18 protein-coding genes are annotated in these 18,774 nt (G+C 73.8%); 12 read left to right on the forward strand and 6 right to left on the reverse strand.

Annotated elements, in window-relative coordinates; genetic code table 11:
- The 4 genes from AB0F11_RS27980 to AB0F11_RS27995 form a co-directional block, all read right to left on the reverse strand.
- A partial coding sequence (locus AB0F11_RS27980; RefSeq protein WP_362179252.1) for a transposase occupies nt 1-362 on the reverse strand: 362 nt, incomplete at its 3' end.
- A 226-nt stretch (nt 363-588) separates the two neighbouring features.
- A complete protein-coding gene (locus AB0F11_RS27985; RefSeq protein ID WP_362179254.1) occupies nt 589-1,296 on the reverse strand; it encodes a gamma-glutamyl-gamma-aminobutyrate hydrolase family protein in 708 nt (235 codons plus the stop codon).
- A 105-nt stretch (nt 1,297-1,401) separates the two neighbouring features.
- The gene (eat, locus tag AB0F11_RS27990) at nt 1,402-2,874 is read right to left on the reverse strand and encodes an ethanolamine permease (protein ID WP_362179257.1); all 1,473 of its coding nucleotides are present in this window, start codon (nt 2,872-2,874) and stop codon (nt 1,402-1,404) included.
- Nucleotides 2,875-2,986: 112 nt separating this feature from the next.
- Nucleotides 2,987-3,733 carry an FCD domain-containing protein gene (locus AB0F11_RS27995; protein WP_362179259.1) on the reverse strand — a complete coding sequence of 249 codons (747 nt, stop codon included), beginning with the start codon at nt 3,731-3,733 and terminating at the stop codon, nt 2,987-2,989.
- 77 nt (nt 3,734-3,810) lie between these two features.
- Between AB0F11_RS27995 and AB0F11_RS28000 the strand changes: the two genes are divergently transcribed.
- The 4 genes from AB0F11_RS28000 to AB0F11_RS28015 all read left to right on the forward strand — a co-directional run bounded on the left by AB0F11_RS28000 (nt 3,811) and on the right by AB0F11_RS28015 (nt 9,019).
- Complete coding sequence (locus AB0F11_RS28000) at nt 3,811-5,175, forward strand: glutamine synthetase family protein (RefSeq protein WP_362179262.1); 1,365 nt, start codon at nt 3,811-3,813, stop codon at nt 5,173-5,175.
- A gap of 133 nt (nt 5,176-5,308) precedes the next feature.
- Complete coding sequence (locus AB0F11_RS28005; RefSeq protein WP_362179265.1) at nt 5,309-6,724, forward strand: aldehyde dehydrogenase family protein; 1,416 nt, start codon at nt 5,309-5,311, stop codon at nt 6,722-6,724.
- 5 nt (nt 6,725-6,729) lie between these two features.
- Nucleotides 6,730-7,533 carry a 3-oxoacyl-ACP reductase gene (locus AB0F11_RS28010; protein WP_362179268.1) on the forward strand — a complete coding sequence of 268 codons (804 nt, stop codon included), beginning with the start codon at nt 6,730-6,732 and terminating at the stop codon, nt 7,531-7,533.
- 175 nt (nt 7,534-7,708) lie between these two features.
- On the forward strand, nt 7,709-9,019 hold the full coding sequence (locus AB0F11_RS28015; RefSeq protein WP_362179271.1) for a haloacid dehalogenase-like hydrolase: 1,311 nt from the start codon (nt 7,709-7,711) through the stop codon (nt 9,017-9,019).
- A 6-nt stretch (nt 9,020-9,025) separates the two neighbouring features.
- Here AB0F11_RS28015 and AB0F11_RS28020 read toward each other — a convergent pair whose 3' ends face one another.
- Nucleotides 9,026-10,231 (reverse strand): alanine racemase, encoded by a 1,206-nt coding sequence (locus AB0F11_RS28020; protein ID WP_362179274.1) that lies wholly within the window; start codon nt 10,229-10,231, stop codon nt 9,026-9,028.
- Between the two features lie 1,006 nt (nt 10,232-11,237).
- Here AB0F11_RS28020 and AB0F11_RS28025 point away from each other — a divergent pair.
- The 3 genes from AB0F11_RS28025 to AB0F11_RS28035 are packed head-to-tail and all read left to right on the forward strand — an operon-like array spanning nt 11,238 to nt 14,029.
- A complete protein-coding gene (locus tag AB0F11_RS28025) occupies nt 11,238-12,017 on the forward strand; it encodes a hypothetical protein (protein ID WP_362179277.1) in 780 nt (259 codons plus the stop codon).
- Nucleotides 12,014-13,270 carry a type VII secretion-associated serine protease mycosin gene (gene mycP, locus AB0F11_RS28030; protein ID WP_362179279.1) on the forward strand — a complete coding sequence of 419 codons (1,257 nt, stop codon included), beginning with the start codon at nt 12,014-12,016 and terminating at the stop codon, nt 13,268-13,270. Before AB0F11_RS28025 ends, mycP begins: the two co-directional genes overlap by 4 nt.
- A 12-nt stretch (nt 13,271-13,282) precedes the next feature.
- Nucleotides 13,283-14,029, forward strand: coding sequence for an SseB family protein (locus AB0F11_RS28035; RefSeq protein WP_362179282.1), 747 nt, complete (start codon nt 13,283-13,285; stop codon nt 14,027-14,029).
- A 105-nt stretch (nt 14,030-14,134) separates the two neighbouring features.
- Here the strand turns inward: AB0F11_RS28035 and AB0F11_RS28040 are convergent, their stop codons facing one another.
- Entirely contained in the window at nt 14,135-14,539 is a 405-nt protein-coding gene (locus tag AB0F11_RS28040; protein ID WP_362179285.1) for a DUF1844 domain-containing protein, read from the reverse strand.
- 359 nt (nt 14,540-14,898) lie between these two features.
- On the opposite strand from AB0F11_RS28040, the gene infC reads away from it, so the two are divergent.
- From infC to AB0F11_RS28065, 5 genes are all read left to right on the forward strand, one after another.
- Entirely contained in the window at nt 14,899-15,603 is a 705-nt protein-coding gene (gene infC, locus AB0F11_RS28045; protein ID WP_362179287.1) for a translation initiation factor IF-3, read from the forward strand.
- 105 nt (nt 15,604-15,708) lie between these two features.
- Nucleotides 15,709-15,903 (forward strand): 50S ribosomal protein L35, encoded by a 195-nt coding sequence (rpmI, locus tag AB0F11_RS28050; protein ID WP_114056849.1) that lies wholly within the window; start codon nt 15,709-15,711, stop codon nt 15,901-15,903.
- Between the two features lie 109 nt (nt 15,904-16,012).
- Nucleotides 16,013-16,405, forward strand: coding sequence for a 50S ribosomal protein L20 (gene rplT / locus AB0F11_RS28055; protein ID WP_352214554.1), 393 nt, complete (start codon nt 16,013-16,015; stop codon nt 16,403-16,405).
- Between the two features lie 132 nt (nt 16,406-16,537).
- Nucleotides 16,538-17,401: an RNA methyltransferase gene (locus AB0F11_RS28060; RefSeq protein WP_362179292.1), complete on the forward strand. Its 864-nt coding sequence runs from the start codon at nt 16,538-16,540 to the stop codon at nt 17,399-17,401.
- 56 nt (nt 17,402-17,457) lie between these two features.
- The gene (locus AB0F11_RS28065) at nt 17,458-18,645 is read left to right on the forward strand and encodes an ATP-binding protein (RefSeq protein WP_362179294.1); all 1,188 of its coding nucleotides are present in this window, start codon (nt 17,458-17,460) and stop codon (nt 18,643-18,645) included.
- Nucleotides 18,646-18,774: the final 129 nt, after the last annotated feature.

Below are 18,774 nucleotides of genomic sequence, written 5' to 3' on the forward strand. Positions count from 1 at the left end.
GCGGTGCCGGTGTACTGCCGCGACACACACGCCGAGGCATTGCCGTCCTTGAGGAACCCGGTGTCATCGAAGACCAGCACGGTGGGCCGGACCGCTCCTTCCATCCTCCAGGCCAGCCGGGCCCGGATGTGGGACGGATCCCACGGGCTGGTGGTGATGAAGTGGGCCAGGGCCTGCCGGTTTCCGTCCTCCCCGAGCCGGGCGGCCATCGGTTCGACCGACTTGCGCTGCCCGTCAGTGAGCAGGCCTCGCAGGTAGACCTGCCCCCACCGACGCTGGTCGTTCCTCGCGAACGGCTCGAAAACCTCCGCCGCGAAGTCCTCCAACTCGCCACGCACAGCAGCAATCTCATCCGGAGTCACGCTCTCTCAACGCAACACCGAACCAGAAGGACACGCTCAACCACAGCCGATCTGACCAAGCCCTACTAGTGCTGTGGCCGGAAAGTTTTGCCGGGTCGCGGCGTCCGGTGCGGTGCATCGCAAGGCGGAGGGCCTCGGCTCGTACTGGACGTACTTGCGAGGGCCGACAACGCGGCGAGGTGCCGTGCCGGGCGTCGCGACCCGGTGAACCTTTCCGGTCACAGCACTAGCGGACCGGGGTGGCCGCGCGGTCGGCCGCCGCGGCGACCAGGCCCGCCATCACCCGGGTGTCCTTGTCGCGCTCCGGATGCCACTGGACGCCCACCACCCAGCGGTCGGGGTCGGGCAGCTCGATCGCCTCCACGGTGCCGTCGACCGCGTGCGCCGAGACCACCAGCCCCCGGCCGAGCTCCTCCACGGCCTGGTGGTGGTACGTCGGCACCTCCGCCTCCTCCGGGACCAGCGCCGCGTACCGGGTGCCCGCGACCGGGCGCACCGGGTGCCAGGACATCACCCCCGGTGCCTCCACATGGCCGTCGATGTGCTGGACCAGGGTGCCGCCGAGGGCCACGTTCAGCGCCTGCATGCCCCGGCAGATGCCGAGCACCGGCAGGTCGGCGGCCAGGGCGGCCGCGATCAGCTCGAGCTCCCACTCGTCGCGCTGCGTCGCGGGCGGGCCCGTGCGTGGGTCGCGGGGGGCGCCGTAGCGGACGGGGTCCACGTCCGGGCCGCCCGCGACGACCAGGCCGTCCAGCCGGCTCAGCACCTCGGCCGCCGTCCCCGGTTCGTCCGGCGGGAGCAGCACGGCCGCGCCGCCCGCCGCCTGGACGAGTTCGTGGTACCCGGTGGGCACCAGGGACGTCGCGACGTCCCAGACCCTGAAGCGGGTGGATTCCTCCACGTAGGTGGTGATGCCGATGAGCGGCCTGGGCACGGTTGCTACCTCCAAGGGCGGTTCGGGGGGAGGGAGTCGGACGGTCGGTGGGTTCGGCGGCGGACCGGTCGCGCCGGTCGCGGGCCGTCGCGGGTCGGTTGCGGGTCAGTCGCGGGTCAGTTCCGCCTCGGCCTGCGCCAGCGCCGCGAACTCCTCCTCCGGCGCCGACGCCACCAGGTGGTGCCGACTGTAGAACGCGAAGTAGCCCAGGGCGACCGCGTACACACCCAGGGCGATGAACGCGGCGTCCTTGTCCACCAGGAAGGTGGCGACCAGGGCAGACAGCGCGAGGACGAAGGCCACCGAGGAGGTGGCGATGCCGCCGGGCGTGCGGTACGGGCGCTCCAGGCCGGGTTCGCGCCGCCGCAGCACGATGTGCGACAGCGCCATCAGGGCGTAGGAGATGGTCGCGCCGAACACCGCGATGTTCAGCATGCGCGGGCCGTTGCCGGTGGCCGCGGCCAGCGCGAAACCGATCGCGCCGGGGATGACCAGGCCCAGGTACGGGGCCTTGCGCCGCGAGGTGAGGGACAGGAAGCGGGGCAGGTAGCCGGCGCGGGAGAGGGCGAACAGCTGCCGCGAGCCGGCGAAGATCAGCGAGAAGAACGAGGCCACGAGCCCCGCCAGACCCGCGTAGTTGACGAAGGTCTTCAGCCAGGCCAGCCCTGCCTCGCCCTCCAGCGCGACGACCAGCGGGTTGCCGGCGTCCTTGATGGCGTCGGCGCCGCGCGCCCCGGTGGAGGCGAGGAAGGTGAGCAGGGCGAGCAGCACCAGGATGCCCATGGAGATCGACAGGGCCTTCGGCATGGAGCGCACCGGGTCCTTGGCCTCCTCGGCGGCCAGCGGCACGCCCTCGACGCCGAGGAAGAACCACATGCCGAAGGGGAACGCGGCCCAGATGCCGAGGACGCCGAGCGGCAGCCAGGAGCTCGCGCCGAAGGCGGTGGTGTCGACGGCGATGTCGTCCAGGCCCGAGGCGTCGAAACCGGTGAAGGCGCCCGCGGCGAAGACGATCAGCGCGACGACGGCGACGGCGGTGACGACGAGGGAGAAGCGCAGGGCCTCGCCGACGCCCCACAGGTGGATGCCGATGAAGACGGCGAAGCAGGCGAGGTAGACGGGCCAGCCGGAGGTCAGGCCGAACAGGTGCAGCGATTCGACGTAGTCGCCGATGAAGATGACGATCGCGGCCGGGGCGAGGATGTACTCGATGAGGATGGCGGTGCCCGTGAGGAAGCCGCCCCAGGGGCCGAGGGCCCGGCGGGCGAAGCCGTAGCCGCCGCCCGCCGTCGGCAGGATCGCGGAGAGCTCGGCGAGGGAGAAGACCAGGCAGGCGTACATCGCGCCCATCAGCGCGGTGGCGACGGCGAGACCGCCGAAGCCCCCTTGCGCGAGGCCGACGTTCCAGCCGGAGAAGTCGCCGGAGACGACGTACGCGACGCCGAGGCCGGTCAGCAGCAGCCAGCCGGCGCTGCCGCGGCGCAGGGTGCGGCGCTCCAGGTAGCCGTCCTCGCCGCCCTCGGAGGATCTGGTGGGTACGGGCACGGCCGTCAGCCGTGCCCCGGTGTCGTCGGCCATGTGCGCTCCCGCTCTGCCCGGACAATGGTTTTGCCGCGTACCTTTGCCGGAATGGAGCGGCCGGCGCAAGACCCCTGCGTTAAACGGGGGTTACGAAAACCTCTCGGCCCGCTCAGGCCAGGAAGCCCCGCAGCAGCGCCGCCGTGCCGCAGCAGTGCTCGCGCATCACCTCGCGGGCGGCGTCCGCGTTGCGCTCCAGCACCGCGTCCACGAGGGCGGTGTGCTGCTGCTGGGAGTGCTCCAGGTTGCGCACCAGCAGCGGAATGCAGTCCAGCAGATCGTTCACCGCCGCCCGGACGGCCGCGTACTGGGCGGTGAGGGTGGCGGATCCGGCCAGCTCGCACAGGGTGAGGTGGAAGAGGGTGTCCCGGCGGCGGTAGTCGGCGAGCGGGGCGTCGTGGGTGGCGGCGAGCGCGCCGAGCAGCCGCTCGGTGCCCTCCTCGGTCAGCCCCTGCGCGGCGCACAGCCCGGCCGCGCCCACCTCCAGCACCTCGCGGAAGCGCAGGACGTCCTCCAGGTCCACGCCCGCCACGCGCCGGCGCAGCTCGTCCTCGGTGCCGCCCGCCGGGGTGTCGGGGCGGGGCAGCACGAACGTCCCGCCGTACCGGCCGCGGCGCGCCTCCACCAGGCCCTGCTCCTGGAGCACCTTCAGCACCTCGCGCAGGGTGACCCGGCTGATCCCCATCCGCTCCGCCAACTCGCGCTCCGGCGGGAGCCGTTCCCCGCCGGGCACCAGGCCCAGCCGGACCACCTGGAGGATCTGTTCGAGCGCCTCCTCGAAACCGTTGCCCGCCCGCACCTGCCGCAGCACGGGATTCAGCCGTGCGATCGCATCGTCTTCGCTCGCCGTGCCGGTCATCTCGGCTCCTCCCCTTCCCAAGCAATGGTTCTGTTCAATACCTTAGGCCCCCTCGGCTCACCGAAGGAGAGATCCCCGTGGTAGACCGCACGCCGCCGCTCGCGCCCGAGGAGCTCCGCTCCCTCGTCGCCAGCGGTGAGATCGACACTGTCGTCCTGGCCTTCCCCGACATGCAGGGCCGGCTCCAGGGCAAGCGGTTCGCCGCACAGTTCTTCCTCGACGAGGTCCTCGAGCACGGCACCGAGGGCTGCAACTACCTCCTCGCCGTCGACACCGACATGAACACCGTCGACGGCTACGAGATGTCCTCCTGGGAGCGGGGCTACGGCGACTTCGCCATGCACCCCGACCTCGCCACCCTGCGCCGCATCCCCTGGCACCCCGGCAGTGCCTTCCTCCTCGCCGACCTCGCCTGGAACGACGGCGCGCCCGTCGTCGCCGCGCCCCGGCAGATCCTGCGCCGCCAGCTGGACCGCCTCGCCGAACAGGGCTACACCGCCATGGTCGGCACCGAGCTGGAGTTCATGGTCTTCCAGGACACCTACGAGCAGGCCTGGAACGCCGACTACCGCCGCCTGACCCCCGCCAACCAGTACAACATCGACTATTCGGTCCTCGGGACCGGCCGCATCGAGCCCCTGCTGCGCCGGATCCGCAACGAGATGCAGGGCGCCGGCCTGACCGTGGAGTCCGCCAAGGGCGAGTGCAACCTCGGCCAGCACGAGATCGCCTTCCGCTACGACGAGGCCCTGACCACCTGCGACCAGCACGCCGTCTACAAGACCGGGGCCAAGGAGATCGCCGCCCAGGAGGGCGTCTCGCTCACCTTCATGGCCAAGTTCGACGAGCGCGAGGGCAACTCCTGTCATATCCACCTCTCGCTCACCGACGCCGACGGACGCAACGCGATGGCCGGCGACGGCCCGGGCGGCATGTCCCCCGTCATGCGGCACTTCCTGGCCGGCCAGCTCGCCGCGCTGCGCGACTTCTCCCTTCTCTACGCCCCGAACATCAACTCGTACAAGCGTTTCCGGCCGGGATCCTTCGCCCCGACCGCCGTCGCCTGGGGCATGGACAACCGCACCTGCGCCCTGCGCGTCGTCGGCCACGGCCGCTCCACGCGCTTCGAGAACCGCCTCCCCGGCGGCGACGTCAACCCCTACCTCGCCGTCGCCGGCCTGGTCGCGGCCGGCCTCTACGGCATCGAGAACCGCCTCGAACTGCCCGAGGCCTGCGCCGGCAACGCCTACACCGGCGACTTCGAACACGTACCCGCCACCCTGCGCGAGGCCGCGGAGCTGTGGGAGAACAGCGAGATCGCCAAGGCCGCCTTCGGGCCCGAGGTCGTCGCCCACTACCTCAACATGGCCCGCGTCGAACTGGACGCCTACGACTCCGCGGTCACCGACTGGGAGCGCCGCCGCTCCTTCGAACGCCTGTAGCGGCGGGCGGCCGCGCCCTGGCCCTGCGCCCCTACGCGCCGCGCTTGGGCCGCGCCCGCGCCGTGCACCCCGTACGCGCCCGCGCCGTGCACCCCGTACGGCCCGCGCCGTGCACCCCGTACGAGCCCACCCCATGAACCGATCGCACCGACCGTCTGAGAGGCACCCCGTGTCCGACGCGCTGGCCCCCGACCACCTGAGGGTTCTCAATCCGGCCACCGAGGAAACCGTCGCCATCGTCCCGGCCGCCACACGGGACGACGTCGACACCGCAGTCGCCCGGGCCGCCGCCGCGCAGCGCGCCTGGGCGGCCGCGGCCCCCGCCGACCGGGCCCGACTGTTGCGCCGCTTCGCCGCGGTCGTCGACGGGCACATCGAGGAACTGGCGCAGCTGGAGGTGGCCGAGGCCGGCCACACCATCGGCAACGCCCGCTGGGAGGCCGGCAACGTCCGCGACCTGCTCGACTTCGCGGCCGGCGGAGTGGAGCGGCTCTCCGGCCGCCAGATCCCGGTCCCCGGCGGCATCGACGTCACCTTCCTCGAACCCCTCGGCGTCATCGGCGTCATCGCCCCGTGGAACTTCCCCATGCCGATCGCCGCCTGGGGCCTGGCCCCGGCGCTCGCCGCGGGCAACGCCGTCCTCCTCAAGCCCGCCGAGACCACCCCCCTCACCGCCCTGCGCCTCGCCGAACTCGCCCTCGAAGCCGGGATCCCCGAGCACCTCTTCCAGGTGCTGCCCGGCCACGGGGCGGTCGCGGGCGACGCGCTCGTCGAACACCCCGGAGTCGCCAAGATCGTCTTCACCGGCTCCACCCGCGTCGGCAAACAGATCATGGCCAAGTGCGCGGACCGGGTGAAGCGGGTCACCCTCGAACTCGGCGGCAAGAGCCCCAACATCGTCTTCGCCGACGCGGACCTGGACGCCGCGGCCGCCGCGGCGCCGATGGCCTTCCTCGACAACACCGGACAGGACTGCTGCGCCCGCACCCGGATCCTGGTCCAGCGCTCCGCCTACGACCGCTTCCTGGAGCTGCTCGTCCCCGGCATCGAAGCCGTGCGCGTCGGCGACCCCGGGGACGAGAAGACCCAGATGGGCCCGCTGATCTCCCGCGCCCAGCTGGACCGGGTCCGCTCCTACGTCACCGACGACCTCACCACCGTCCGCGGCACCGCCCCCGAAGGCCCGGGCTTCTGGTACCCGCCGACCCTCGTCACGGACGTCGACCCCACCGCGCCCGTGGCCGCCGAGGAGGTCTTCGGGCCCGTTGCCGTCGTCCTGCCCTTCGAGGACGAGGAGGACGCCGTACGCCTGGCCAACGCCACCGAGTACGGCCTGTCCGGCTCCCTGTGGACCCGCGACGTCGGCCGCGCCCTGCGCGTCTCGCGCGCCGTCGCCGCCGGCAACCTGTCCGTCAACTCCCACAGCAGCGTCCGCTACTGGACCCCCTTCGGGGGCTACAAGCAGTCCGGACTCGGCCGCGAGCTCGGACCCGACGCCCTCACCGCTTTCACCGAGACCAAGAACGTCTTCATCAGCACGGAGGCCTGAACAGCATGAGCACTGAAGCGACCGCAGCCACGGAAGAGATCGTCTGCCGCCGCCTCGTCGGCCGCACCGCCGTCATCACCGGAGCCGGCAGCGGCATCGGCCTCGCCACCGCCCGCCGCCTGGCCTCCGAGGGCGCCAACGTCGTCTGCGGCGACATCGACGAGAGGGCCGGCAAGGCCGCCGCCGAGGAGGTCGGGGGCACCTTCGTCCGCGTCGACGTCACCGACCCCGAGGAGGTCGAGGCCCTGTTCAAGACCGCCTTCGACACCTACGGCTCCGTCGACATCGCCTTCAACAACGCGGGCATCTCGCCCCCGGACGACGACTCCATCCTCACCACCGGCCTGGAGGCCTGGAAGCGCGTCCAGGACGTCAACCTCACCTCCGTCTACCTGTGCTGCAAGGCCGCCCTGCCCTACATGCAGCGCCAGGGCCGCGGCTCCATCATCAACACCGCCTCCTTCGTGGCCATCATGGGCGCCGCCACCTCCCAGATCTCCTACACCGCCTCCAAGGGCGGCGTGCTCGCGATGTCCCGCGAGCTCGGCGTGCAGTTCGCCCGCGAGGGCATCCGCGTCAACGCCCTGTGCCCGGGGCCCGTCAACACCCCGCTGCTGCAGGAGCTGTTCGCCAAGGACCCCGAGCGGGCCGCCCGCCGCCTCGTCCACATCCCCCTCGGCCGCTTCGCCGAGGCCGAGGAGATCGCGGCCGCCGTCGCCTTCCTCGCCAGCGACGACTCCTCCTTCATCAACGCCACCGACTTCCTGGTCGACGGCGGTATCTCCGGCGCGTACGTCACCCCCCTGTAGCCGCCACCCGCGGGCGGGCGGACGCGCACCGACCGTTCACCCGTACTCCACCCACCCGACAGCCGGGCGTCGCACGACGCCCGGCTGTCGTGCCATACCGTCCGCGACGATCTTCGTCCGAACCAGGAGAGCCCCGCCCCGTGACCCGACCACCCCCGTCCCCGTCACCGCGCACGTGGCCGTGCCCGTACGCCGGCTCCGCGCCGCCGCCGCTGCCGCTGCCGCCGCCGCGCTGGCGGCCGGGACCCTCGCCGCCGCGCCCGCAGCCCAGGCGTCCACCGCGTCCGGCCGCCCCGGCGCCCCCTGCACCGCCCCGCGGATAGCCGCCGGCTGGTACGGGGACAACCAGGCCCGGCTCCAGCAGCTCATCGACACCCACGGCGCGTGCAACCCGTACCGCCCGAGCCGCGCCAAACCCGTCGCCGTCTTCGACTGGGACAACACCGTCGTCAAGAACGACGTCGGCGACGCCACGATGTACTGGCTCCTGCGCAACAGCAGGATCCGTCAGCCCGCCGCCGGCGACTGGACCACCAGCAGCCGCCACCTCACCCCCGCGGCCGCCACCGCCCTCGCCGCCGCGTGCGGCCCCCTCGCCGCGCCCGGCACCCCGCTGCCCACCGGCACCCCCGAGGGCACCGGCTGCGCCGACGAGATCGCCGCCGTCTACGGCACCGCGGCCACCCGGGCCGGCGCCGCCGCCTTCGCCGGCTGGGACCACCGCACCACCGAGCCCGCGTACGCCTGGCTGCCCCAGCTGATGCAGGGCTGGACCGCCGCCGAGATCCGCGGCTTCGCGGCCGCCGCCCGCACCGAGAACCTCGCGGCGCCCACCGGGGCCAAGCAGCAGGTCGGCAGCGGCACCGCCACCGGCTGGGTCCGCTACTACGACCAGCAGAAGGACCTCATCACCGCCCTGCAGAAGGCCGGCTTCGACGTCTGGATCAGCTCGGCCTCCCCGCAGCCCGTCGTCGAGGTCTGGGCCGCGGGCGTCGGCATCGGCGCGGACCACGTCATCGGCATCCGCAACACCACCACGCGCAGCGGCACCCTCACCTCCCACCTCCAGGGCTGCGGGTCGGTGCGGGACGGTGCCGACACGATGATCACGTACATCGACGGCAAGCGGTGCTGGATCAACCAGGAGGTCTTCGGCGTCCGCGGCCCTGCCGCCGAGAAGGTCCAGCCGGCCGCCCGCCGCCAGGTCTTCGCCGCCGGCGACTCCGACACCGACGTCTCGTTCCTGCGGGACGCCACCGCCCTGCGGCTCGTGGTCAACCGCAACAAGAACGAGCTGATGTGCCGCGCGTACGACAACAGCGACGGCAAGTGGATCGTGAACCCGATGTTCATCGAGCCGAAGAAGCAGAAGACCACGCCGTACCCGTGCTCGACCACCGGCTACACCGACCGCGACGGCACCGCGGGCCCGGTCCGGCGGGGCGACACGAGCGTCATCCCGGACCAGCGGGACAGCGTGTACTGACGTGGCCTAAAGGAAGGTGCGGCCCTCGCCCCGGTACGTCGGAACGGTGGCCGTGACCCGGTCGCCCTCCACCAGGTGCAGGGCGTCGAAGCGCTCGCACAGCTCGCCCGCCTTCGCGTGCCGGAACCAGACCCGGTCGCCGATCAGCAGATCGTCGGCCGGGCCGCCCAGCAGCGGGGTCTGCACCTCGCCGGCGCCCTCCTGCGGGTCGTAGCGCAGCCCCTGCGGCAGGTACGGCTCCGGCAGCCGGTCCGCGCCCGCCGCACCGGAGGCCGGGTAGCCGCCGCCCAGCACCGTCACCACGCCCACCCCCGGGCGGCGGACCACCGGCTGGGCGAACAGGGCGGCCGGGCGGCCGCGGAACGAGGTGTAGTTGTCGAACAGCCGCGGCACGTACAGGCCCGAACCGGCCGCGATCTCCGTGACCGCCTCCTCGGCGGCGGTCTGCTGCACGCTGCCCGTACCGCCGCCGTTGACGAACTCCAGGTCCGGGACCACCGCGCGCACCGCCCGCACCGCCTCGGCGCGGCGCGCCGCCAGCTCGCGGCGGGCCGCCGCCTGCATGAGCCGGATGGCCCGGGAGCGCAGCGGCCGCCCCGCCAACGCGTCGCCGACCCCGGCCACATGGCCCTCGTACCCCATGAGCCCGACGACGCGGAATCCCGGCCGGGCGGCGACCGCGCGGGCGAGCGCGGCGAGCTGGGCCGGCTGCCGCAGCGGTGAACGCCGGGCGCCGACGCGGACCCGGCCGCCCAACAGGTGCAGCGCGGTGTCCAGTTCGAGGCAGACACGGATCTCCTCGGCGCCGCCGGCCCGGGAGCGGTCGATCAGCTGCAGCTGCGCCGGATCGTCGACCATGACGGTCACCGCCGCGGCCAGCTTCGGGTCGCCGGCCAGCTCGGCGAAGCCGGCGCGGTCGGCGGAGGGGTAGGCGAGCAGGACGTCCCCGAAGCCGGAGCGGGCCAGCCAGATCGACTCCGCGAGGGTGTACGACATGATCCCGGCGAACCCGGGGCGGGCCAGGACCCGTTCGAGCAGGGCCCGGCAGCGGACCGACTTGCTCGCGACCCGGATGGGCTTGCCGGCGGCGCGGCGCACCAGATCGTCGGCGTTGGCGTCGAACGCGTCGAGGTCCACGAGGGCGAGGGGCGCGTCGAGATGCGCGGTGGCCCGGTCGTACCGGGCCCGGTCGCGGGCGGCGGCGAAGTCCATGCGGGGCAGCTTGCCACGCCGCGTTACCGCTGGGTACCCCTCGCTCCGCGCGGCCCGCGGCTCCGCGTCGCCTCAACCGCCGGCGGGGCTGGGTGTTGCCCCTGAGCCAGGGGTGGGCCGGGCGACCCCGGCTCCGCGTCGCCTCAATCGCCGGCGGGGCTGGGTATGGCCACCCGGGCCGGGAGTGGGCCTGGCGGCCGTGGCGTCGGGTCGCCTCAATCGCCGGCGGGGCTGGGTTGGGCCGGTGGGGCTGGGTTTGGCCCCTTGGGCTGGGGTGGGCCTGGCGGCTGTGGCGTCGGGTCGCCTCAATCGCCGGCGGGGCTGGGTTGGGTCGGCGGGGCTGGTTTGGCCCCTTGGGCTGGGGGTGGGCCTGATGGCCGTGGCGTCGGGCGCCTCAATCGCCGGCGGGGCTGGGTTGAGCTGGCGGGGCTGGGTTGGTTCCCTGGGCCCGGGGGGTGGGCTTGGCAGCCGACTCCCGGCTGCTGCCCCAATCGCCGGCGGGCTGGGTGGGCTGCGACGGTTTTCGGCTGCCCGTGACGGCTGTTGGCGCCGCACAACGCAGCCTGATCCGGGCTGATTCCAGCCCCGCTGGCGTTTGAGGCGACGCGGAGCTCCGGCCGGCGGGTCGGCTGGGGCACGGGGCGAACCCAGCCCCGCCGGCGTTTGAGGCGCGCCCGCCCCTGCCGGGCGGGGCGCACTTTGGGGCCATTTCAGCCCCGCCGGCGTTTGAGGCGATGCGGAGTCACGGTCGCCGGGGCGGTCGGGGGTTGGGCAATGCCAGCCTCGCCGGCGTTTGAGGCGCGGGGGCCTGTCGGGCAGGACGTGGCCCGGGGGCGGGGATCATTTCCCAGCCTCGGCGGCGGTTGAGGCGTGCGGGTCCTGCCCGGCAGGATGCGGCCCCGGGCGGGGGGAGGCTCGCCGGGGTTGAGGCGGGCGCGGTGCGGCGGGTGGGACGCGTAGAGTACGGCGGAGGCAGCCGGATGGAAACGGGGGGCGGAGCCGCCGGATGAGCACGTCGACAGCGGAGCCCGCGGCGCCCGCCGAACCCGGCTCCGAGGCGGGCCGTGGTGCGGCGCCCGGGCGGGCCCTGGGCGCGGTGCTCTGCGCGGTCCTCGGGATCGGCTGCCTCGGCGGCGCAGCCCTCGGCGCCTGGGCCGAGCAACACGCCGCGCACCGGCCCCCGTCCGCCGAGGCCGCCTACCGCCGGGCCGGCTCGCTGTGGCACACGGCCCCTGTGGACACCCTCTTCCCGCCCGTCCTGGCGGCGCCCGACACCGGCCCCGGCGGAGCCGACCGCACCTGGACGCGGGTCGCGCTGGCCCCCGACTCCGAGTGCGGGCCCGCGCTCACCCCCGACTGGCAGGCGGCCCTCGCCCCCACCGGCTGCACCCGCGTGCTCCGCGCCACCTACAGCGACGCCACCCGCAGCTCCCTCGTCGCCGTCGGCCTCGTCTTCACCCCCGCCGACGCCCCCGCGATGGCCGCGCTGGACGGCCGCCTCACCGCGCCGCCGGCCTACGGCTTCGGCGACGGCCGACGCGCCGCCTGGACCGCGGCCGTGCTCCCCGACGCCCCGGTGGTCGTCTACACCGTCTCCGCCTTCGCCGACGGCCGCACCGTCCCCGCGCCCGTCCCCGCCGCGGACGCCCTCCGCAAGGACGCCACCGGCGCGGTCGCCCAGGCGGGCCTGGGGCACGGCGCCAAGGCGGTCGGCGAACGCCTGGAGCGCACCGTACGGGAGCTGGCCGCCGCCCCGTCCGCCGAGCCGGGCGGCGGTGGCCGGTGAGGCGTTCCCGCGTACTCGGCTCCGCAGTCGCCCTCGGACTCGCCCTCGCCGCCACGGCGGCCACCACCGCACCCCCGGCCGCCGCCGACGCCGACTCCGTCCGCGACCGCCAGTGGGCCCTGACGGCCCTGCGCGCCGAGGAGGCCTGGGGCACCACCCAGGGCGGCGGCGTCACCGTCGCCGTCCTCGACACCGGCGTCGACCCCGCCCACCCCGACCTGGCCGGGCAGGTCCTCGACGGTGCCGACCTGGTCGGCCTCGGCGCCGGCCCCGGCGACCGCGCCTGGGCCCGCCACGGCACGGCGATGGCCGGGATCATCGCCGGGCACGGCCACGGCCGGAACCGCCGCCAGGGCATCCTCGGCCTCGCCCCGCAGGCCCGCATCCTCCCGGTCCGCGTGATCCTCGAAGAGGGCGACGCGGGCCGCGCCCAGGCCCGCGAGAGCAAGGGCGCCGCCCTCGCCGAGGGCATCCGCTGGGCCGCCGACCACGGCGCCGACGTGATCAACCTCTCGCTCGGCGACGACAGCGCTTCCGCGCACCACGAGCCCGCCGAGGACGAGGCCGTCCAGTACGCCCTCGCCAAGGGCGTCGTCGTGGTCGCCTCCGCCGGCAACGGCGGCCGGGACGGCGACCGCGTCTCCTACCCGGCCGCCTACCCCGGCGTCATCGCGGTCACCGCCGTCGACCGCAGCGGCCGCAAGGCCCCGTTCTCCACCCGGAACTGGTACGCCACCGTCAGTGCCCCCGGCGTCGACGTCGTCATCGCCGACCCCGACCGCGCCTACTACGAGGGCTGGGGCACCAGCGCGGCCGCCGCGTTCGTCTCGGGCGCCGTGGCCCTGATCAGGTCCGCGCACCCGGACCTGTCCCCGGCCCAGATCAAGAAGCTGCTGGAGGACACCGCCTCCGACACCCCGGCCGGCGGCCGCGACGACTCCCGCGGCCACGGCCTGGTCGACCCGGTCGCCGCCCTCCAGGCCGCCGGGGCGCTGCACCCCGAGCCGCCGGTCCCCGTGCCCGTCGCGGCCACGCAGCGGTACTTCGGCCCCGGCCCCGGCCCCGACCCGGCGCGCGCCGCCGCGCCCGGCGAGGGGCTTCGCGTCCCGGTGGCCGCGGGAGCCGGGCTGGCGCTGCTCGCGGTGGCCGCCGTACTGGCCCGCCGCCCGCGCACCGCACGTACCCGCACCGCACGTCGTACCCGCCCCGCGCGCACCCGCACCGCCCGCGGCCCGGCGGACACGGCGGGATAGGGTCGGGTAACTGTGGCGAACAAAAACATTCCCGACCCCGGCTTCTCCGACGACGACGGATCCGCCGACCCCCGGCTGAGCGCGGCCCTGGCCGCCTGGTCCGAGGACCGGGCGAAGGAGCCGGAGGTGCTGGCCGCGCTCAAGGGAGCCCGCCTGCTCGTCCCGGTCGTCGCCGTCCTCGGCGAGGTCGAGACCGACCCGGAGACCGGCCTGAAGCGCGAGAAGACCAGCGACATGGCCGTGCCGACCCTGCGCGCGGGGGACCGCCGGGCCCTGCCCGCCTTCACCTCGACCGCCTCGCTCGCCCTGTGGGACCCGGCCGCCCGCCCGGTCGCCGTCCCGCTGCACCAGGCGCTGGCCGCCGCCGCGCACGAGAAGGCCGACACCGTGGTCCTGGACCTGGCCGGCCCCGTCGCCTACCAGCTGACCGGCCCCGCGCTGCTCGCGCTGGCCGAGGGCCGCACCGACACCGACGCGCTGGCCGATCCCGCCGTACGGGAGGCCGTACGGGCCGCGGTGGCCGCGGAGCCGGCCGTGCTCGGGGCCCACCTCGGCCCGGGCGGGGCGGACTCCGACGGGACCCTGGCCATCGTGCTCGCCGCCGGCCCCGAGGCCCCCGCCGCGGCCCGCCGCGTCGCCGAGGCGCTGGCGGCCGACGAGACGCTGCGGGCCCGGCTGGTGCGCGGCCTGGACCTGGCGCTGCTCCCGGAGACGGCCCCGGCTCCGCCCGGCGAGCCGCTGTACTCCCGCTCCCGCTGACCGGGACATGCGGAAGGGCCGGGGCGAACGCCGCCCCGGCCCTTGCGCATGTCCCGCGGCCGGCCGATACCGGCCCCGTACCGTCCCGGCCCGGCCTGGTACGGCCTACGCGAAGACCGGCCCCGTGAACTTCTCGCCCGGCCCCTGGCCCGGCTCGTCCGGCACGATCGAGGCCTCGCGGAAGGCCAGCTGCAGCGACTTCAGGCCGTCGCGCAGCGGGGCCGCGTGGAAGGAGCTGATCTCGGTGGCGCTGGCGGTGACCAGGCCGGCCAGGGCCGTGATCAGCTTGCGGGCCTCGTCGAGGTCCTTGTGCTCGGAGTCCGGCTTGTCCAGACCCAGGTTGACCGCCGCGGCGCTCAGCAGGTGCACGGCCACCGTGGTGATCACCTCGACGGCGGGCACGTCCGCGATGTCACGGGTCATGGCGTCGTAGTCGGGAGCCTGGTCGGCCTGGTGGGCGTGGCCGGCCTGCTCGGCCGCGGCGTCGGGGGTGGGGGTCGCGTCAGTCATGCCTCACACGATAAGCCGGGCCGCGGAGCTCCCCGCTCCGCAGGCCGCCGGGTGAGCGGACCTGGCGCGGAATGCTATATTGGGCTAACGACCGGCCGGAGACGCATGTCCCCGGCCCACAAGTGGAGGCTCCGTTCTCCCACCTGACCGCCCTCCGGGGCGGCGGGTCACCGGTCAGGTGGCATCCATCGTTCCGTACGGACGATGGAAAGCTGCCCGAGTCTGCGCCCCGCGGTTCGCACGCGGCGGTGCTCCGGTTGTATTGGAGCCCCTGCCTGTGCCCGTCGGGGCATTTTTCGTGTTCCGCCGCGGTTGGTCGTAGACGACACAAGACGTCAGCGGCTGTCTCCCGGACAGTCGTGTGGTGCTACCGAGGAGGATCCATCAGCACCGAGCCCCGCATCAACGATCGGATTCGTGTCCCTGAGGTGCGACTCGTCGGTCCCAGCGGCGAACAGGTGGGCATCGTCCCGCTTGCGAAGGCGCTTGAACTCGCGCAGGAGTACGACCTGGACCTGGTTGAGGTCGCAGCGTCTGCACGCCCGCCGGTCTGCAAGCTCATGGACTACGGCAAGTTCAAGTACGAGTCGGCCATGAAGGCCCGTGAGGCGCGCAAGAACCAGGCGCACACGGTCATCAAGGAGATGAAGCTCCGGCCGAAGATCGACCCGCACGACTACGACACCAAGAAGGGTCACGTCGTTCGGTTCCTCAAGCAGGGCGACAAGGTCAAGATCACGATCATGTTCCGTGGTCGCGAGCAGTCCCGGCCGGAGCTCGGCTACCGACTGCTGCAGCGCCTGGCGGAGGACGTCCAGGAGCTCGGTTTCGTCGAGTCGAACCCGAAGCAGGACGGCCGCAACATGATCATGGTCCTCGGTCCGCACAAGAAGAAGACCGAGGCGATGGCCGAAGCCCGCGAGGCGCAGGCCGCCCGCAAGGCCGAGCGCCAGGGTGCCGCCGCCGACGACTCCGCCAAGGGAGCCGCCGCCGCGGAGGACACCGGGGTCGCCTCCGCCGAGGCCACCGAGGACGCCTCCCCCGAGGCTCCGGCCGAGGCCTGATTCCGGGGCAGCCTGTCCCGGATCACCCGACACAACATGACGTTCCCGCAAGCCGGTCCGGTACCGGACCGGTGGGGACGCCACCGACGAGGAGATAACGGCGCCATGCCGAAGAACAAGACGCACAGCGGTACCAAGAAGCGCTTCAAGGTCACCGGCTCCGGCAAGGTGCTCCGCGAGCGCGCCGGCAAGCGCCACCTGCTCGAGCACAAGTCGTCCAAGCTGACGCGTCGCCTCACCGGCAACGCCGAGATGGCCCCGGGCGACGCCGCGAAGATCAAGAAGCTTCTCGGCATCTGACGTCCCCCCGCTCCGGCGACCGCCGGGGCCAGGGACGCCGAGACCGGTACCCCATCGAACTTTCGGGCCGTGTGAAGACACCCGCGGCCCCGCTACAAGGAGTTAAAAAGTGGCACGCGTCAAGCGGGCAGTAAACGCCCACAAGAAGCGCCGGGCGATCCTCGAGGCGGCCTCCGGCTACCGCGGTCAGCGTTCGCGCCTGTACCGCAAGGCCAAGGAGCAGGTCACCCACTCGCTGGTCTACAACTTCAACGACCGCAAGAAGCGCAAGGGCGACTTCCGTCAGCTGTGGATCCAGCGCATCAACGCCGCTGCCCGCCAGAACGGCATGACGTACAACCGCCTCATCCAGGGTCTGAAGGCCGCCAACGTCGAGGTGGACCGCAAGATCCTGGCGGAGCTGGCCGTCAACGACGCCAACGCGTTCGCCGCGCTGGTCGAGGTCGCCCAGAAGGCGCTCCCGGCCGACGTGAACGCCCCGAAGGCCCCCGCCGCCGCCTAAGCACCACGCGCGCGACAAGCCCTTCACTGGCTTCAGCCCGGACCCGCAGGCCCCGTGCCTGCGGGTCCGGTGCGTTGTAGCCGACCAGCCCCACGCCACACCGCAGTACGTACGGAAGCGAGCCGACCGCCCATGGGTACCCCCGCCCCCGCCGAGCCGATCTCCCCCCGATCCCCGCGGGTGGCCGCCGCCAGGCGCCTGGCGCGGCGCAACTTCCGCACCAAGGAGCGCCGCTTCCTCGCCGAGGGCCCCCAGGCCGTGCGCGAGGCCGTCGCGCACCGCGGAGCCACGGGCGCGACCCTGATCGAGCTGTTCGCCACCGTCGAGGCCGCCGAGCGCTACGCCGAGATCGTCACGGCCGCCCGCGAGGCCGGCGCCCGCGTCCACTACGCCTCCGACGAGGTCCTCGCCGAGGTCTCGCAGACCGTCACCCCCCAGGGGCTCGTCGGCGTCTGCCACTTCCTCGACTCGCCCTTCGAGGACATCCTCGCTGCCCGGCCCAAGCTCGTCGCCGTCCTCGCGCACGTCCGCGATCCCGGCAACGCCGGCACCGTGCTGCGCTGCGCGGACGCCGCCGGGGCCGACGCGGTCGTCCTGACCGACGCCTCCGTGGACCTGTACAACCCCAAGTCCGTCCGCGCCTCCGTCGGCTCCCTCTTCCACCTGCCCGTCGCCGTCGGCGTGCCCGTCGAGCAGGCCGTCGAGGGGCTGCGGGCCGCGGGCGTACGGATCCTGGCCGCCGACGGGGCCGGCGAGGACGACCTCGACGCCGAACTGGACGCCGGCACCATGGGCGGCCCCTCCGCCTGGGTCTTCGGCAACGAGGCCTGGGGCCTGCCCGAGGAGACCCGGGCCCTCGCCGACGCCGTCGTACGCGTCCCGATCCACGGCAAGGCCGAGAGCCTGAACCTCGCCACGGCCGCCGCCGTGTGCCTGTACGCCTCCGCCCGTGCACAGCGGGCGCCCGGAGGGTGCCGCTCCGTGACCCCCAGCTAGTAATGTGGCGGCCCGGGGAGCCCACTGCGCTCCTCGGAGATGTGGGGTACGGGGACATGACCGTCGGTACGAACAGCTCGCCAGGGGCCGTGGGGGCGGCCGGGACGCCGTCCCCGGCGGCGGCCGCCCCCGGGCCCGCCGCCGAGTCCGCCCCCGGGCCCGCCGCCGAGTCGACGGACCTCGGGATCGACCCCGACGACCTGCCCGACGGGCTCGTCGTCGCCGACCAGAGCGGCCGCGTGATCTGCTTCAACTCCGCCGCCGCCCGCCTCACCGCCCTCGCCCCCGCCGAGGCCCTCGGCGCCCGCATCGAGCGCGCCCTGCCGCTGGAGGACCTCGACGGCCGCCGCTGGTGGGCGCTGACCGACCCGTACGGGGGCCTCACCACCCGCCGCGGCCAGCCCGAGCGCAACCTGCTGCTGCCCGGCGGCCGCGAGGTCCTCGTCTCCGCCCGGTACATCCGCGCCCACCCCACCGGCCCGCTGCACCGGCTCGTCGTCACCCTGCGCGGCACCGAGGCCCGCCGCCGTACCGAGCGCAGCCACGCCGAGCTGATCGCGACCGTCGCCCACGAGCTGCGCTCCCCGCTGACTTCCGTCAAGGGCTTCACCGCGACCCTCCTCGCCAAATGGGAGCGCTTCACCGACGACCAGAAGCGCCTGATGCTGGAGACCGTCGACGCCGACGCCAACCGCGTCACCCGCCTGATCGCCGAACTCCTCGACATCTCCCGCATCGACTCCGGCCGCCTGGAGGTCCGCCGCCAGCCCGTCGACATCGCCACGGCCGTCGGCCGCCACGTCCAGGCCCTCACCGCGAACGGCCAGGCCCCCGACCGGTTCCTCGTGCGGGTGAGCCGCGCCCTGCCCGACCTGTGGGCCGACCCCGACAAGATCGACCAGATCCTCGGCAACCTGCTCGAAAATGCGGTGCGCCACGGCGAGGGAACCGTCACCATCGACGTAGCGCCGACCAGCCTGACGAACGCAGCGGGCAAGACCGAGAAGGGAACCGCCGTCACCGTGACCGATGAGGGCCCCGGTATCCCCGAGGAGTCGATGGGCCGCGTCTTCACCCGCTTCTGGCGCGGCAGCAAACGCGGCGGCACCGGCCTGGGCCTGTACATCGTCAAGGGCATCGTCGAAGCCCACGGCGGCACCATCACCGTCGGCCGCGGCCCCGGCGGCGGCGCGGAATTCCGATTTATCCTGCCCGTCGGCGCGCCCGCGTACCTCACGCAGTAGCACTGCGGAGCGTCTCGCCAGGCGGCCCACGGGCTCCTCCGCCCCCCCGCGGCCCGTAGACTCGTCCTTTGGCACCTTTGTGTCCTTGTATCGAGCTCCATGAGTCGCGGGGACCTCCAGCCAGCCCAT

This window comes from Streptomyces sp. NPDC032472 (genome assembly GCF_040636955.1).
Lineage (GTDB): Bacteria > Actinomycetota > Actinomycetes > Streptomycetales > Streptomycetaceae > Streptomyces.